16 protein-coding genes are annotated in these 15,392 nt (G+C 37.1%); 8 read left to right on the forward strand and 8 right to left on the reverse strand.

Annotated elements, in window-relative coordinates; genetic code table 11:
* Genes QMD71_03775 through QMD71_03795 form a run of 5 tightly spaced genes read left to right on the forward strand, consistent with a single transcriptional unit; the run spans window position 1 to window position 3,691 of the window.
* Window positions 1-378: a cyclophilin-like fold protein gene (locus QMD71_03775; protein ID MDI6839964.1), complete on the forward strand. Its 378-nt coding sequence runs from the start codon at window positions 1-3 to the stop codon at window positions 376-378.
* Complete coding sequence (gene purD, locus QMD71_03780; protein MDI6839965.1) at window positions 375-1,637, forward strand: phosphoribosylamine--glycine ligase; 1,263 nt, start codon at window positions 375-377, stop codon at window positions 1,635-1,637. The genes QMD71_03775 and purD overlap by 4 nt, the downstream gene beginning before the upstream one ends.
* Window positions 1,638-1,648: 11 nt before the next feature.
* On the forward strand, window positions 1,649-1,945 hold the full coding sequence (locus QMD71_03785; GenBank protein ID MDI6839966.1) for a GYD domain-containing protein: 297 nt from the start codon (window positions 1,649-1,651) through the stop codon (window positions 1,943-1,945).
* Between the two features lie 36 nt (window positions 1,946-1,981).
* Window positions 1,982-3,103 carry a hypothetical protein gene (locus QMD71_03790; protein MDI6839967.1) on the forward strand — a complete coding sequence of 374 codons (1,122 nt, stop codon included), beginning with the start codon at window positions 1,982-1,984 and terminating at the stop codon, window positions 3,101-3,103.
* Window positions 3,104-3,112: 9 nt separating this feature from the next.
* Window positions 3,113-3,691 carry an archaemetzincin family Zn-dependent metalloprotease gene (locus QMD71_03795; protein MDI6839968.1) on the forward strand — a complete coding sequence of 193 codons (579 nt, stop codon included), beginning with the start codon at window positions 3,113-3,115 and terminating at the stop codon, window positions 3,689-3,691.
* An 8-nt stretch (window positions 3,692-3,699) separates the two neighbouring features.
* Here QMD71_03795 and QMD71_03800 read toward each other — a convergent pair whose 3' ends face one another.
* Window positions 3,700-7,803: a C25 family cysteine peptidase gene (locus QMD71_03800; GenBank protein MDI6839969.1), complete on the reverse strand. Its 4,104-nt coding sequence runs from the start codon at window positions 7,801-7,803 to the stop codon at window positions 3,700-3,702.
* Between the two features lie 34 nt (window positions 7,804-7,837).
* Window positions 7,838-8,665, reverse strand: coding sequence for a sulfide/dihydroorotate dehydrogenase-like FAD/NAD-binding protein (locus QMD71_03805; protein ID MDI6839970.1), 828 nt, complete (start codon window positions 8,663-8,665; stop codon window positions 7,838-7,840).
* 107 nt (window positions 8,666-8,772) lie between these two features.
* Here QMD71_03805 and holA point away from each other — a divergent pair, with 107 nt between their 5' ends.
* The 3 genes from holA (at window position 8,773) to QMD71_03820 (ending at window position 11,191) form a co-directional block, all read left to right on the forward strand.
* A complete protein-coding gene (holA, locus tag QMD71_03810; GenBank protein MDI6839971.1) occupies window positions 8,773-9,723 on the forward strand; it encodes a DNA polymerase III subunit delta in 951 nt (316 codons plus the stop codon).
* Window positions 9,724-9,849: 126 nt separating this feature from the next.
* Window positions 9,850-10,836 carry a hypothetical protein gene (locus tag QMD71_03815; protein ID MDI6839972.1) on the forward strand — a complete coding sequence of 329 codons (987 nt, stop codon included), beginning with the start codon at window positions 9,850-9,852 and terminating at the stop codon, window positions 10,834-10,836.
* Window positions 10,829-11,191: a sulfite exporter TauE/SafE family protein gene (locus QMD71_03820; GenBank protein MDI6839973.1), complete on the forward strand. Its 363-nt coding sequence runs from the start codon at window positions 10,829-10,831 to the stop codon at window positions 11,189-11,191. Before QMD71_03815 ends, QMD71_03820 begins: the two co-directional genes overlap by 8 nt.
* Before the next feature lie 187 nt (window positions 11,192-11,378).
* Here the strand turns inward: QMD71_03820 and rplU are convergent, their stop codons facing one another.
* From rplU to QMD71_03850, 6 genes are read right to left on the reverse strand one after another with little or no spacing between them, the layout of a single operon-like run.
* Window positions 11,379-11,702 carry a 50S ribosomal protein L21 gene (gene rplU, locus QMD71_03825; protein MDI6839974.1) on the reverse strand — a complete coding sequence of 108 codons (324 nt, stop codon included), beginning with the start codon at window positions 11,700-11,702 and terminating at the stop codon, window positions 11,379-11,381.
* Entirely contained in the window at window positions 11,703-11,996 is a 294-nt protein-coding gene (gene secG, locus QMD71_03830) for a preprotein translocase subunit SecG (GenBank protein ID MDI6839975.1), read from the reverse strand. It abuts the gene before it with no gap.
* A gap of 16 nt (window positions 11,997-12,012) precedes the next feature.
* On the reverse strand, window positions 12,013-13,239 hold the full coding sequence (locus QMD71_03835) for a peptidylprolyl isomerase (GenBank protein ID MDI6839976.1): 1,227 nt from the start codon (window positions 13,237-13,239) through the stop codon (window positions 12,013-12,015).
* Window positions 13,223-14,041, reverse strand: a complete 819-nt coding sequence (locus tag QMD71_03840) for a peptidylprolyl isomerase (GenBank protein ID MDI6839977.1) — start codon at window positions 14,039-14,041, stop codon at window positions 13,223-13,225. The genes QMD71_03835 and QMD71_03840 overlap by 17 nt, the downstream gene beginning before the upstream one ends.
* A gap of 54 nt (window positions 14,042-14,095) precedes the next feature.
* Complete coding sequence (locus QMD71_03845) at window positions 14,096-15,148, reverse strand: site-2 protease family protein (GenBank protein ID MDI6839978.1); 1,053 nt, start codon at window positions 15,146-15,148, stop codon at window positions 14,096-14,098.
* Window positions 15,149-15,161: 13 nt separating this feature from the next.
* Window positions 15,162-15,374 carry a DUF2905 domain-containing protein gene (locus QMD71_03850; GenBank protein ID MDI6839979.1) on the reverse strand — a complete coding sequence of 71 codons (213 nt, stop codon included), beginning with the start codon at window positions 15,372-15,374 and terminating at the stop codon, window positions 15,162-15,164.
* Window positions 15,375-15,392 lie beyond the last annotated feature (18 nt).

A 15,392-nucleotide genomic window follows, 5' to 3' on the forward strand; every position in this document is an offset into this window, starting at 1 on the left:
ATGAAAATTAAGATAGAAGCAGGAAAGGCTACAATGATAGGTGAGCTTAACAACTCTAAGACAGCCAAACTTATCTGGTCTGCTCTACCTATCAATGGGACTGTAAACACGTGGGGTGACGAAATCTATTTCACTATTCCAGTAACTACTCAGATTGAGAACCCCAAAACCATAGTTGAGTTAGGAGACATCGGCTATTGGCCAGATGGTCGTGCATTTTGTATATTCTTTGGCCCTACACCTATCAGCAGAGGGAATACAATTAAACCGGCGAGTGCTGTTTGTGTAGTTGGAAAGGTCATTGGTGACCCAAGTGAGTTTAAGAAAGTGAGTGATGGTGAAGTTATCACTTTAAGCAAAGTAGAGGCAAATTTATGAAAGTACTTGTTGTAGGGGGGGGTGGCAGGGAGCATGCTATTGTTTGGAAGATTTCCAAGTCACCACTTGTGGATGAGCTCTACTCTGCACCCGGGAATGGCGGTATTTTAGAGATTGCTGAATGTATCCAAATAGGGGCTGAAGATATTGGTGAACTTATTAAGTTTGCAAAGAATGTTGACCTTGTGATAGTGGGACCTGAAGCTCCTCTGGCTCTTGGTCTTGTTAATGAGCTGCCTAAAAATAGGGCATTTGGTCCTACTAAAGAGGGTGCTACAATAGAATCGGATAAATCGTTTGCTAAAGAGTTAATGAAAAAAGCTGGAATCCCGACTGCAGAATTTGAGATATTCAATGATATAGAAACAGCAAATTCTTTTGTAAAAACTGCTAAATATCCGATTGTGATAAAGGTAGCTGGACTAGCAGCTGGTAAGGGTGCATTCATTGTGAAGGATAAAAAAGAAGCTGCTGAGATATTGCAAAAAATAATGGTTGAAGAGATATTTGGTAGGTCAGGTAGCCAAGTTGTTATTGAAGAATACCTTGAAGGTGAGGAAGTTTCTGCAATCGCATTTACTGATGGTAAAGATTTCGTACCACTACTTCCATGTCAAGACTATAAGAAACTACTTGACGGTGATAAAGGGCCGAATACCGGCGGTATTGGTGCTTATGCACCGGCAGTGCTGTCAAAAACGGATGTTGATAAAGTAATTGAGCAAGTTTTTGAGCCCTGTATATGGGGATTGCAGAAGGAGGGTGTAGTTTATAAAGGGATATTGTATGCAGGACTTATAATTACTGAGAAAGGTACAAAAGTGCTTGAATTTAATTGTAGGTTTGGTGACCCTGAGACACAACCTGTCCTACCTTTACTTGAAAGTGATATAATGGAACCAATACTTGCGACTATTGAAGGTAATCTGAAATCGGTATCACTTAAGTGGAAGCAAGACTTTGCTACCTGTGTAGTATTAGCATCAGAGGGGTATCCGGATAAGTATGAAAAGGGTAAGGAAATAACAGGACTAAATAAGATACAAGATGTAATCATCTTTCATGCAGGGACTGAAAAAAAGGGAGATAGACTTTTTACTTCTGGGGGGAGGGTTCTTGGTGTAACAGGGGTTAGTAACTCATTAAAAGGGTCAATAGAAGCAGCATATAGGGAGATAAAGCATATTCATTTTGATGGAATGTATTATAGGAAAGATATAGGGGAGAAGGGACTAAAGGTAAATTATAAATTTAAATAGGGGGTAGAATTATGTCTACATTTGTTCTTATGACAAAGTTAGCTCCTGAAGTAACAAAACGAATAAAGGAGAGAGCCGCAATTGGGGAGCGGTGGCGTAGGATGGTAAAAGAGAAATGCCCTGGAGTGAAGTTCATATCTCACTACGCATTACTCGGTCCTTATGACTTTCTCGATATCTATGAAGCACCAAATGAAGAGGTAGCGGCAAAGGTATCAATGATAAGTCTATCATTAGGGGCTACAAAGGCAGAGAGCTGGACTGCTATTCCTTATAAACGATTTGTTGAACTCACTGAGGAGATATAAACAGAAGCAGATAGTAGACAGTATATAGTATGAATTATGAATATTAAGGCGATAAGTGAGAAAAGAGTAAATGCTATAAAAGATTTGGCAAAAGCTGTATGGAAAAACTATTCACCTTATGAGTTGCAGCAAAGACTACAATTGCTATGGGAGAAGCTAAGAAAAGATACGAGTATCAAATTTGTTCCACTATATGAGCTAAAAGAAGATGAGATACTTTCCTGTGCAATATTTGGGTCAGGAAGTTTCTTAACTGGCAGGAAAGAGTTAGAGATAGCAAGTGAAATTAAATCTTATTTAGGGTGGTCTCCCATTAAATACAAATTCATTGTCACAAATAACGCCAAGTCTAACGCCAGAGCTGTATATGAAGAATTTAAAACCATATCGCTAAACTATGTTGAACTTGACTTTGCTACCTGGTATAGAAAAAATTATAATCTCCAATCCCAATCCCCAATTAAAGAGACAAGATTCTTTTATCCGCCAGGCTCAATACCGCCACCCAAAAGTGAGATTGAAAAAAATTTTAATATAAGGAAAGAATTTGATAAGGAGATGAATAAGGCTATAATGGAATATGGCGACTTTCCAACCTCTATCTCCCTTAGAGGATATAATTTTCCACTATTTAAGGTGCTTATCCCAGAAGGCCATACGGTACTCATAGATGATACACATCCTGCTGATATGAGTTACATTAACTCTGACACTAATCTGCAACTTTATGCAGGCTGGCAGTCGGGTGCGACTTCTATGATGAAAGCTGACGGTCATTCAATGTATCGTGGTAGTTTGATTGCAATTGATTTACTTGATTCATTTGATGATTCACAAAAGGTAGATACAGGTATCTTGTATACACTTTCACCCGGAATAAAGGCGCCAAAGAATTGGTCACCAGTTGCAATCCAAGTTAATATGAAGCAGACTGAGGACTACTTTTTTAATAGCCTAAAGGCAACAGGAATCTTTCCTTATTTATGGGGGATATCAGAACATCCAGTCGATGTTGAATACCAATCACTTAGTGGCAAAAGTGTGATTCTTAAACAGAGAGCTATCGTTGTTGGTGACAAGATAATGTGTGGCAAAAATGCATTTGGTCAAGCTATGGACGACCTCAAGCATATTAAAGAGATTTTGGAATTAATTTAATAATAGCCTATGTGGATTTTAGGGATTAGCTTTCTATTTTTAGATTATCCTGCTAAAATTAAAGTTACAAATAGCACGATTGCATTAGTGCCAGTGGGTGAAGTTGATACGAATGTAATTAGTTTTCTTAAAGAATCGCTTCAAGCGAGATTTACAAGAAATGCGATTGTTGATTCTGGATTTAAAATACCTGAATCTGCATACAATCCTAAGAGGGGACAATATCTATCAACTCCCATTGTTAAATTTATTTCTGATAGTATAAAGAATTATGAGAAAGTATTGGGTTTAATAGATGTAGATTTATATGTACCTGGGCTTAATTTTATATTTGGAGAGGCAGAGTCAATAGGAGGGAGGGTTGGGATAATATCACTTACACGGCTAAGACAGGAATTTTACAGTCTCCCAGTTGATACTAACCTCTTCTTTAAAAGGGCACTTAAAGAGGCAGTTCATGAGCTTGGTCATTTATATGGGCTATCGCATTGCAATAATTCCAAATGTGTTATGTATTTCTCAAATTCATTACTTGATACAGACCATAAAGGGGTAGATTTTTGTCAAAAATGTAGACATAAGTTATGAACCATTTCCTATCGAAGTAATATTATTTTTCTTGTTCTCCGAAATTGTTCAGCCTCCAAAGTGCAGAAATATACTCCAGACGCAACTCTCTCACCTGAAGAATCGCAACCATCCCAGGACACAGCAGTGGTTAGTGGTTCGCAGAATCCTGTGGATAAGTGGTTAGTGATAAGTGGGAATAATTTAACTAATCTACCAGTAAGGTCGTAAATTTTTATCTGAGGTCTAACTCCTAACCCCAGTGATTTGGTTCCTGGTATCTGATATTTAATCACCGTCCTTTTACCAAATGGGTTTGGATATGGTGGATATAGGTCAAAAAACTTTGGTAACTTCTCAATTAGTTCAATTCCAACCTGGGGCACAAGATAGTGTGCAGTATTTTCAAGTAACTGTGCTCCAACTGAGCTATCAATTGCCATTAAATTGAAAGCATAGAATACAATCTGACCTACCTGTGGGGTTGGTTCGTAAGCCAATATTCCTACAGCCCTATTATACTTACGAGTCCCATAAATAATGGTTGCATCTTCTAATGGACGAAGAACATCAGCATCACCCCAATTACTATAAGATATTGGTATAGTATATGGTAAGTTGTTTGGAGTAGTAACTATAGAATGCGAAAGATTCTGTGCCACAAGTGGGCCAGCAGTGTCTCCATACCAGCTATCTACATGAAGTACTGTCCTTGCAAAATTGGAGTCAAAGTCTAACATTAAGTAGCCAATTTCACCCCCCTCAATTAGTAATTTTCTGCCAGTTTGTACATGACTCTTTAATGAATCTCGTAGAACAGAATTTGTAAGTGCTCCTGCAGCATCACCGGCACTCCATACAATAAAATTGTAATCTGCCCAAGTAGATGGGGATGTAGCTGATGATTGCTCTTGGGTAACATCGTAACCAAATTTTGTAAATAGGGTTGCTATTCTGGTAGCTGATTCTCCAGCCTTTGCAAGGTCGTCATTGATAACAAGGATATTGACATTAGTTTTACACATAAGAAAATTTAACTCTAAACTATCGCTATCAATAGTTACATTACGATAAATTATAGAATAATGCGGGGATACCACATGCAATTTGTAGGTAAAGTAGGGGAGTGCAACTTCATAGACGCCAGTAGCAGGCTCAGTGTAAGCAGTGGTATAAAGTTCCATATTATCTACACGGTAGATTTCTATATTAGCACTTAAAGAGGTTCCTGTCATTGAGTCAGTCACTGTCCCATAAAGTAGAGCATATGGGGCAGGTTGTAGCTGTATATCAAAAGTATCTATACCATGCTTAACAATATGGGTAGCAAAATAAGGGAGGTAGCCAAATCTTACAGCATAGATATCGTATTTGTCAACTGAAATTGAGTCTCTACTCGAATACCAACCACTTGCATCAGAGGTGTCAATAAAAATTGGATACACTGCTGCTGTATCTATGCCTGCTCTATACCCTTTTATTATCACCCCAGGAATAGGATTGTTATTATATTTCACAGTGCCAACTAATTTTCCAAAAATCTTTATTACAGAGAAAGCTTCTTTATACACCTTATAACCAGTCTTTGCAATGTAACTCCATAATGTACCCCAATTGGTAGGTGTAACACCTAAATTACCCGCTGTTCCTATAGTAGTGGCTGAAGTATCAACTCCACATCCTTTAGCAAAGATAGTAAAGCCAGAATTTTCGCAACTTCCTGTGATAATTCCTTCGTAGTAAGGAGTTAAAACATCAACAAGTCCTATTTCTGGGACTTGAGTTGATAGATTGGGAGAGGTGAACTCCGTAGCTCCAGTTACCCAAATTGAATCCCAGAATAAGTTCCAGTTTTCGCCTATCTTGTATCCATAACATCTTAGAATCTCACCATATGGTGGATTGACATTAATTATACACTGCCCAACTGTATTTGTTGTATCAAGTTCTGAGACTCCAAGTCCTGAGATTCTCACTACAACATTAGGAACACTCTGATTTAGAGTGTCGCGTAATGTGATGGAAATGGGGGTTGGATTGGTTACTTTGATGGTATCGGGTTCAATGACTACTGAGACTGGTGATGATATTATAGTGTATCCCTCATATGGCAGGAAATTATGTGTCGTAACAGTAACATATAAAGTTCCTGTAGTTGTTGGAGTGATACTAAATATTACCCTTCCTAATAGGTCAGTTGTTCCAATTTCATATAGCTCATTTTCCTTCATTAGACACACAACAGCATTTGAGACAGGGCTGTTATTATAAGAGCAGGCTACTTCAAACTTACTTGGTCCAATATAAATTATTGGCTGGTAGTTAACAGTCAAATTCTTTGGCTCATCAGTCCATACCGGTAGCTCTGGGTCACCAAATAGGGTAAGTTCGTAAATACAATATCTCCAAAGTACCTCTGATACGGGTTGGGTAGCAGTGGCATATTCCTCCCTAGACGCATTGTGGGCTTCACCTATATGATAAAGGTCTTCATTGAACAATTTCTTATAAAATTCAAGGTCCATAAGCTCTGATGGTCCTAATTCTGGGACAGCACCGAGTCCTAATCTTGTATTCATAATGCATGCAATACTTCCACCATTGGGATTATTCATCAAATGCTCAGCAAAACAGTCACCACCCGGCACCCAGTCTACTGCCCCTGGGGCACAACTAATAGCATTATGGATACCAAGCTTATCTCCATTGTGAAGTCCATCAACATCGTCTGAGTCAAAGAATGTTTCACCATTCATCCAACAGAGTCCATTAGGTCTACCATGGGCTGCATAATGGACAAAAGCAAAACCAGCATTGAGTGAATCTCTCACTCTCTGTCTACTTAGTGTTCCATTTGACTCGTATAGCTTTGCAATCCCCCATCCACCTGGTGGTGTAACCTCTGCTATGGCATTATTTACTACATCGCCCCAGTAATCAACTAAGGTAAATAGATGCGCTGCTGGTAGTAAAATTTTCTTTTGATACCCCATTGGAGGATTTCTTTCGTAAGTGAGCACTTTATCTACAAATGTCTGTGCCTGAGTCAAATTCATTACAGGTGCCCTACCAACAAAGACATCAGAATATAAATCTACTCCATCGTCCATCTCCCCATAGGTTCCATTACCGTTGCCATCCCATGTGCCATCAAGAGCAGAATAATACATATCGCAGGGTACAGTGTCACAATCAGGGAAAACATCCGGAGGCTCATATGTGCAATAAACGTCTCTTCTTGGCACAACCTCTTGTCCATTTTCAAAGTCACACTGTCCACCTAATAAAAAGTACTGGGTCCCTAAGTTGTCGTATGCATCTCTAATAAAGTTTCTTATCTTTGTGGGATTATCTATCCCTGGGTAGTTAGCATATATTGAATCAAGTGCTACAACTTTTGTCTTAATTCCCTTCTTTGTTTTCCAATCAGCAAGCCTTTGAAATTCATATGCAAAATCTGAACTCGTTATTATGCAATACCTAATTTCATTTTGCTTATCCTTAACTAATGGAGCGTACATATTTATGACTTCAGGATTTATAACTAACCCCCTGATCGTTCTTTCCATAGCTTCTTTCTGAAATTCGGTTATCTCACTTATAGGATGCCGATTTTCGTAATTTAACCTCAAAACGATACTTGAATAGAAAATAAGAGAACGCTCAGCTGGAATATATTGAACTGGATAGATGAGTATTTCAGCAATCCTATATCCACCTTTAGACTCAGTACCTACAAGTTCTGCAAGTTTTCCAGGATAAGGAGAATGTGAACTGTAAACTTCAGGATTAGGTTGCACAAATGGTATTTCCTCTTTAATAGAAACAGGTCTTGGTGGTTGTGTTGGGCAAATAGTGTACTTACCGTAAAGTTTTTCTTTATCAAATAAAATGGCATCCAATCGGGTAGCAGTGGCTGTTGATGGGATAAGAATTCTCACTTGGTAGCATGGAAGCAAAGGATTGCCAACTTCTGTAGTGTATACTGCATCTTTCAGCTTGATAACGTCGTATTCATTAAACTTACTAAATATAAGGTCAGTTTTACTGAATCTAACGGTCTCCGTTAGTTCTCCACCAAAAAGTGATAAGCTGAGAGAAAGTATCCCCAATAAACTTAAAAGTTTATTCATAGTTTTACCTCCCTAAAGTCAATTTTGTGCATCTTTACAACATTTCTTTGAATCTATTAAAAGACTCTTTCTCTTCTTTTAGATATATTGATTGGCGTTTCATCAGTAACTCAAAATCGACTAAATGAGCATCAAATTCTGGTCCATCCACACATGTAAACTTTGTTTCACCGCCTACTTCAACTCGACATGCACCACACATACCAGTTCCGTCTACCATTATTGGGTTTAGGCTTACTATTGTCTTAATTCTATAGGGGCGCGTTAATTCAGAGACTACTTTCATCATTATTGCTGGTCCTATTGCTACAACACGGTCTATCTTAAGCCTAGTAGTGATTAGATTCTTAAGTGCATTTGAGACAAAGCCCTTCATCCCATAAGAACCGTCATCTGTAGTAATATAAATTTCAGAAGAAGCCTGTCGGATTTCCTCTTCAAGTATTAATAGGTTTTTACTCTTTGCCCCAATAATAGATATTACTTTATTACCTTTTGCTTTTAATGCTTTCACTATAGGATAAAGAGGAGCAATACCTACTCCTCCGCCTATACAAATAACAGTCCCAAATAATTCAATCTCAGATGGTTTACCAAGTGGGCCAACAACATCAAGAATTTCGTCCTCCTCTTTAAGAGTACCAAAGTAAGTAGTTGACTTACCTACTTCTTGGAATATTATTATAATAGAGTGATTTGTTTTGTTTACATCAGCTACTGTTATTGGAAACCTTTCACCTTTTTCATGACACCGGATGACAACAAATTGACCAGGTAGTATTTTATCTGCAATTAGTGGGTTATCAATCTCAAACAGTTTTATTCCGGGTGCCAGTATCCTCTTACTTAGAATTTTGTTCATAGTTTTAATATATAGTGCTTAAATTATAAATGTCAAATAAAAAAAGTTCTTTATAGTTTTAAGAGATACCTCTTGACAAAGATGGAATGTGTGTTATATTCTAACAAATGTTGAAAGAATATCAAAAGTTTATCACAAAAATAAAGGAGAATAAGATTGAACCCGGCTACCTACTTTTAGGTGAAAATGAGTTTATAAAAGATGAAATAATAGCTCTTATACACTCGAAACTCATAGACCCAAGATTTGAAGCCACTGATAAACTCGTTGTTTATGGTGAAGATTTTCAAATTGATATTATTTCGTGGCTGTTAGTGCCACCATTTGGGTCTAAAAAGAAGCTACTTATAATTAAAAACGCCGACCTACTACCACAAAATGTGAGGAAAGCACTACAACAATGGCTTGATAAGCCAAGTAAAACAGCTGTCGTTATATTGATGAGTGAGAAGGTTGAATTTGAGCATGTTATGAGATTAAAGTGCTGGAAATTATTTGAAAATGAGATACCGGGATGGATTAAATCTTTGACTAAAGAGAGGGGATTTGATATAGAATACGAAGCTATTGAATTCTTACAGCAAATTTTTTGTGTCGACCTTTACTCATTAGCTACAGAGATTGCAAAGATTATGAATTTTATTGAGCCAAGAAGGACTATTAGTCTGAGTGATGTACAAGAACTTGAATCTCATGAGCTTACAGGCTCTATATTTGATTTAATACATGCAATAGGAGAGAAGAAGAGTGAGGTAGCATATAGAACGCTTAAATTACTGTTTGAACTTGGTGAAGAGCCCACCAAAATAGTGTGGCACATTCGGACGCACTTTGATAAACTACTTAAGTTAAAAGAACAACCGGATGAGTCGTTTGGAATACATAAACATTTCTTACCAAGATATAAAGAACAAACAAAACTATGGTCTAACGAAGACTTACTCAATGTATTCTCATATTTATTTGAGACAGACCTTGCAATCAAAACAGGAAAGGCAGACCCACAATTATTACTACACGAACTAATCTACAAATTATCTCAAAATACAATGCAATGAGGGAGTAGTTTCTAAACAAGCTCCATAGTTGCCAACTTCCGCTAAGACCGTATCTTTCAATTTTTAGTTTTGGCTTGACAAATTCCAAATTAGGCATACACTATCAATTAAAATTAGGAGGGCGAGATGAAGAGGTATCACCTCAAGTTGAAAGATGTAATTAGTCTTATGGAAAAGGTGGGTATTCCTGGTAAAGATGCTTATGACCTGCCTACCAGCACCAAGCGTTTTCCAGATGGTGCCTGGTATCGTATGGAAATATCAGGTGTAGAGCGTGTAAATGTACTTGAAGCTCTTGTTGATGAGATGAACAAGCGTAAAGTGCCTATACATCGTGCAGTCTCAGTAGTTATGGGTGCTACATTGCTTGATAAATTTGAACTTAAAGATTTTGCCCAGATTGCTCATGATGCTAAATTGGAAGTCATAATCGCTCCCGGACCACGTTCAGCTTGGGATACGGGACGACAACTTGTTACACCTGAAGGTGCTTTTTCTGGATTAAGATTTAGGGGCTCAGACCAGCTACGGGCAGTAATTTCAGATATTATGCGATGCATTGAGATTGGATTTCGTGGCTTCCTTGTGATAGATGAAGGTGAGTTGTGGTTACTTAATCTACTGAGACAAAGAGGTGATATACCTAAGGATGTAATTTTTAAAGTCTCAATTTATGCCGGACACGCCAATGCAGCGGGTGGCAAAGTGCTGCAACTACTTGGGGCAGATAGCTTTAATCCGGTAGCTGACCTTAGCTTACCACAATTTGCATCCATCCGTAAAGCAGTTGATATACCGATAGATGTCCATGTTGTGCTCACTGAATCTTTTGGTGGCTATATTCGTATTTATGACAGTCCAGAGTTTGCTCGTGTCTGTGCACCATGCTATTTTAAAATAGAGCCAGGACCAGCATGTGCAGCTGGACCCGGTGCTCTTTACAAGCCATGGGTTGATGAAAAGATGTTAGCTAATTGGGTAAGGGAGAAAGTTAAATATGCTCAAATCATACATGAACTTATACAGGAAAATTTGCCTGAAGCCAAACTATCTAAACAAGGAGTGAAGGATTTAGCTATTCCAAAATTACAAAAGGGGGATAAGAATGTTTAATATCATTGCGTATGTAATACTCGGTTTAGTGGCTGGTACACTTGCTGGAATACTTGGAATTGGGGGTGGTATCATAATAGTTCCAGCTTTAGTATATCTATTTGGGTTAAGTCAACACCAAGCTCAAGGGACGACACTTGCATTATTAGTCCCTCCTATTGGATTACTTGCTGCGCTTGTATACTATAACAAAGGATATGTAAACTTGAAGATAGCCGCTTTTACCTGTTTAGGCTTCTTTATAGGTGGTCTTTTGGGAGCTGATATAGCAGCTCATATTTCTGACCCTTTCTTAAAGAAAATATTTGGTATAGCTCTGTTAGGGATATCCATTAGGATGATTTTAGGAAAGTGATAAGATTTTTTGATTTAAAACCCAGTCTGCAAGTAAAAGTTGCTCAAAGAGGGTATAGTAAAAACTCTTTGATTCATTCCTTAATTCGTTTCTTGTCCATATTAGCTTTTGGCATAAGCTTCTTTTGCTGAAACTTTTTTGTGAGTGTCTTTGGCGGTAGTGATTCCTTAGGTGCAGGTTCTTCTTTTTATGTAGGTTTATCGACTTCGGCTATTTTGTCTATCAGTAGCATAGTATATGGCTGACGGTGTCCTTTCTTACGACGATACCTTTTTTTAGACTTGTATTTGTATACAATTACTTTGGGTTCCTTACTAAGTCCAAGAATTTTTGCCTCACAAAATACTCCTTTTACATAAGGTTGACCAATTATATTTTTATCTTTTCCAAGTAGCATCAGGACTGGAAAATTGACTTTATCTCCTTCTTTGCCATGTAGTTTGGGTACCTTTATAGTATCATTCTCTTTTATTTTGTACTGAAAACCAGCAATTTCAACAATTGCCTTCATCTATTCTTCCTCGTAAGGAATAGGCGCAACTTCACCTTTTTTGACTGCCCTCTCTATTGCAGAACGAGGTTTAGTCTTACCTGACATCAAGGTGAGACTAAACGAGGTTAGCAGAAACAATATAAAGAGTACAATAGTTGTCTTCGTGAGGAATGGAGCTGCCCCCCTTCCTCCAAATATTGATTGACCGCCACCAAAAACAGTTGAAAGCCCGCCCTCCCTTTGTTGCATTAGGATAGCAAGAATTATAAAGATAGCCACAAGTATGTGAATTGTAAAAACAAATGCATGCATTTATCCTCCTGCATTTTTACAACATCACTTTTACGAATATTTCCTGTTTAAGCTCAGATATTAGTTTACTATAAAATTTGACTAATTTTCTCTGATGTATAAATTGTTTTAGCTCCTGTCTCATCTCATAAAAGTTTAGTTTACGTTCAGGCTGCAGTTCTATAGGTTTAATTACTTCAAATCCGTATGGATTGCTAAAAGTGTAAATTTCACCTATATTTATTGACTCGAGGGGTACAGAAAATGGAGTACTATACAAAGGGATGAACTCTTCGCCTTTGGCCGTAATTTTTACATCTAATCCTTCAATTGGTTCACCAAGTTTCAACTTCTCTTTTACTAACTCTAATGTTTGCTTGGTAGATTGAGAATCTGAATGAGTTGGATATATTCTTATCACAATGTCTCTTAGATGAAGTATGTCACCGTATTTTTCGTCACATTTTATAATGTGATACGCATCTGCAGTCTGTACAACATTTGTTTCACCAACATCTAATTTTGAGACAACATCTTGGAACTCTTTGGCTAACTCTCTTATATTTAAACTACCTAAGTCACCTCCATGACTCCTTGTAACTTTGTCATCTGAATACTTCTTTGCAAGCTTTTCAAATGATTCACCCCTTTTTATACGGTCTAAGATTTTATTCACTTTCTTCTCTGCAATGGATTGGGCTTTTGAAGAAAGTCTATAAGGAACAATTATACCTAAGAACCTTATGCTTGCTGGTTCAGGTGGGATTGAATCCTTATAAGTATTATAGAAATTGATAGCTTCAATATCACTAACTGCTAACTCTTTACCAAATTTCTTTTGAAACAGTTTTTGGATAAGTAAATTTTCTCTCGCCTCTTTTTTATATCTGTCAATCAAACTTTCCTCTGTAAGGCCTGTCCTTTTAAGTTCATCTTTATAAACTTCATCTGATAGAAACCTACCCCGTAATTCAAGCATAGCAGAGCTTACGGTAGCTGACAGTTCTTCATCGCTCACTTCTAATGTCTCATTTTCTGCTTGAATCAATAGTAGATTACGCTCAATTAGCTGCTCAAGTATTTTTAACCTAAGTGAGTCAGAAGGAGTAAGTTGAGTTAATAGCATAGCCTCGTCGAGTTCCGATTGAGTTACCACTTTATTTCCAACAATTCCTACTATTCTATCAATAGTTTCTGTTCCGACTATAGCCGGAATAAAGAAAAAACATAAAACTATTATTAAAGATTTATTCAAGTATCCCATAATTTTCCTCTACTACTTTTTCCTTACGAAGTTTAACTAAAAGGTCGCTTACTATTTTCTTTTGTTTGGATAGGATTAACAAATTCCTTATATTATCTTTTATATTTTCGTAATCTACTTCTTTATCTGTTTTCCTTATATCAAGTAACTTTACTATATGGTACCCATAAACTGTCCGAATAGGTTCACTTATAGCTCCAACTTCCTTGATTGAATATACAGCATCTTCAAACTCTGGTAAATTTGGCATATCACCACGCCTTATATATCCTACTAAGCCACCATTTTTTGATGACGGGTCAATTGAATATTGAGCTGCTAGTTTTGAGAATGGTTTCCCTTCATTAAGTTTTTCAATTATTTCATATACATGAGACTCATCCCTAACCACTATTTGGGCAACCTGTCTCTCTGTATTGTATTCTTCTTTGTGACGCTCAAAATATGCAATGACTTCTGAATCATCAACTCCTCCCATTTTAGTTATGTACCGCTCAAGGAATTCATTTGCAATTATTTCGCGTCCCATCTCATAAATTCTTGACTTAACTTGTGACTCTTTATCTATTTTCTCTTTTAGAGCCTCCTGATACAAGAGTTCGGTATCTATCCAATTTTTTAATATCTCCTTTTTCTGAGCAGGGGTAAGCATACTTATATACTGAGGAGGAATCATTAAGTAAAATTCTTCCTCAGTAAAAATAGTTTTACCTACTTTTGCTAAAACTTTACCTTTTTCTTTTCTGCATCCCGCGAGGAACAAAAAAGGAATAAATACAAAAAAAAGTGCTCTATTATTCATTGATTTAAACAGATTATATCAATGATAGCTTTTTGTCAACTAAAACATTTTTTATCATACCCGAAATGGGACTGGTATAAAAGTAATAACAAATATAAACAATGCTATTACACCAATGATTCTATGTTGTAAGTCTAATTGAGTGATACTATTAAGTGGTGGTGGGTGTTTAATGCCGATAATTACAAGAATAAGTATTGACCACATCCACCAGCCCGGCCAGTAAATTCCAAGTGCAAGCATTAGCCCAATCATAATCCATGGTATAAATTTGACCCTCTCTCCCAACAGGGCATAACTTATATGACCACCATCAAGTTGTCCCAATGGTAAAAGGTTGATGGCAGTCACAAACATACCAACCCAGCCAGAAAAAGCTATTGGATGTAGTGATAGTTCATACCCAATAGGTGGATGTGAAGCAAACAATTTTGTAAGTGTCCAGAAAAGCAATGAATTACCAAGGAATATCGCACCCTTTATTTGAGAGGCTGGTATAAATTTTGATAACTTCAATCCAATTATAGTAATTGGGATAGCCATAATAAACCCAGTAACCGGACCTGCTGCCCCAACTTCAACTAACCCCTTTTTATCTGATATTGGTGCTTTTATTCGTATAATAGCCCCAAATGTGCCGAGTGGAAAAATTGGCGGTGGCACCGGAATAAAGTATGGTAGGGTTGCACTTATGTTACGATGTCTACAAGCAAAGTAGTGTCCAAGTTCATGTGAACCAAGAATTAGAAGCAGGGTAAAAGAAAACGGAATACCATACGAGATATATTTCAAATTTTCAAATGGATTAACACCTGAAAGGAAACTACCTGCAAATACAGTCGTGATAACAGTAGCAATTAGGAGTACAAGGTTGACCCATCGTTTCTCTTCTCTTATTTTAGGAAGCTCTACTATTCTGAGTTCAATTTTCCCTTCCTTTTTCCTAAACACTGGCAGTAAATTAAATCCCTTAAGCCTGTCACTTATTAATTTAAATGCCTGCTCTGCCTCTATAAGTAATGTTCCACATATTACAGGGATTCCGTTTCGATACGAGTGTTCCTCAACGTTGATGCAATCACTTACTAAAGATTCAATATCATCCATTTTTTCTATGGGTTTACTTTCTTAAAAATAAAGATAGAATTAAAGTAATCACTGCAGATAACAATATACAGGATGTAATTGGGAAGTAGAATGAGAAATTTTCATGCTGTATGCGAATATCCCCGGGTAGTTTGCTGAATCCAATCTTTCCAAGAATAAGAGTTACTCCCCCAAATAAAATAAGAAATGTTCCAATAAGTATTAGTATCTTTGCTATATTTGTCATTTTTCGACTTTCCAAAAT

This window comes from bacterium (genome assembly GCA_030018315.1).
Lineage (GTDB): Bacteria > Hydrothermota > UBA3073 > JACQXS01 > JAGMCI01 > JASEGA01.

Coding starts and splice junctions, on each gene's coding strand:
- QMD71_03775 (MDI6839964.1), top strand. CDS start 1: ATGAAAATTAAGATAGAAGCAGGAAAGGCTACAATGATAGGTGAGCTT.
- purD (MDI6839965.1), top strand. CDS start 375: ATGAAAGTACTTGTTGTAGGGGGGGGTGGCAGGGAGCATGCTATTGTT.
- QMD71_03785 (MDI6839966.1), top strand. CDS start 1,649: ATGTCTACATTTGTTCTTATGACAAAGTTAGCTCCTGAAGTAACAAAA.
- QMD71_03790 (MDI6839967.1), top strand. CDS start 1,982: ATGAATATTAAGGCGATAAGTGAGAAAAGAGTAAATGCTATAAAAGAT.
- QMD71_03795 (MDI6839968.1), top strand. CDS start 3,113: ATGTGGATTTTAGGGATTAGCTTTCTATTTTTAGATTATCCTGCTAAA.
- QMD71_03800 (MDI6839969.1), bottom strand. CDS start 7,803: ATGAATAAACTTTTAAGTTTATTGGGGATACTTTCTCTCAGCTTATCA.
- QMD71_03805 (MDI6839970.1), bottom strand. CDS start 8,665: ATGAACAAAATTCTAAGTAAGAGGATACTGGCACCCGGAATAAAACTG.
- holA (MDI6839971.1), top strand. CDS start 8,773: ATGTTGAAAGAATATCAAAAGTTTATCACAAAAATAAAGGAGAATAAG.
- QMD71_03815 (MDI6839972.1), top strand. CDS start 9,850: ATGAAGAGGTATCACCTCAAGTTGAAAGATGTAATTAGTCTTATGGAA.
- QMD71_03820 (MDI6839973.1), top strand. CDS start 10,829: ATGTTTAATATCATTGCGTATGTAATACTCGGTTTAGTGGCTGGTACA.
- rplU (MDI6839974.1), bottom strand. CDS start 11,702: ATGAAGGCAATTGTTGAAATTGCTGGTTTTCAGTACAAAATAAAAGAG.
- secG (MDI6839975.1), bottom strand. CDS start 11,996: ATGCATGCATTTGTTTTTACAATTCACATACTTGTGGCTATCTTTATA.
- QMD71_03835 (MDI6839976.1), bottom strand. CDS start 13,239: ATGGGATACTTGAATAAATCTTTAATAATAGTTTTATGTTTTTTCTTT.
- QMD71_03840 (MDI6839977.1), bottom strand. CDS start 14,041: ATGAATAATAGAGCACTTTTTTTTGTATTTATTCCTTTTTTGTTCCTC.
- QMD71_03845 (MDI6839978.1), bottom strand. CDS start 15,148: ATGGATGATATTGAATCTTTAGTAAGTGATTGCATCAACGTTGAGGAA.
- QMD71_03850 (MDI6839979.1), bottom strand. CDS start 15,374: ATGACAAATATAGCAAAGATACTAATACTTATTGGAACATTTCTTATT.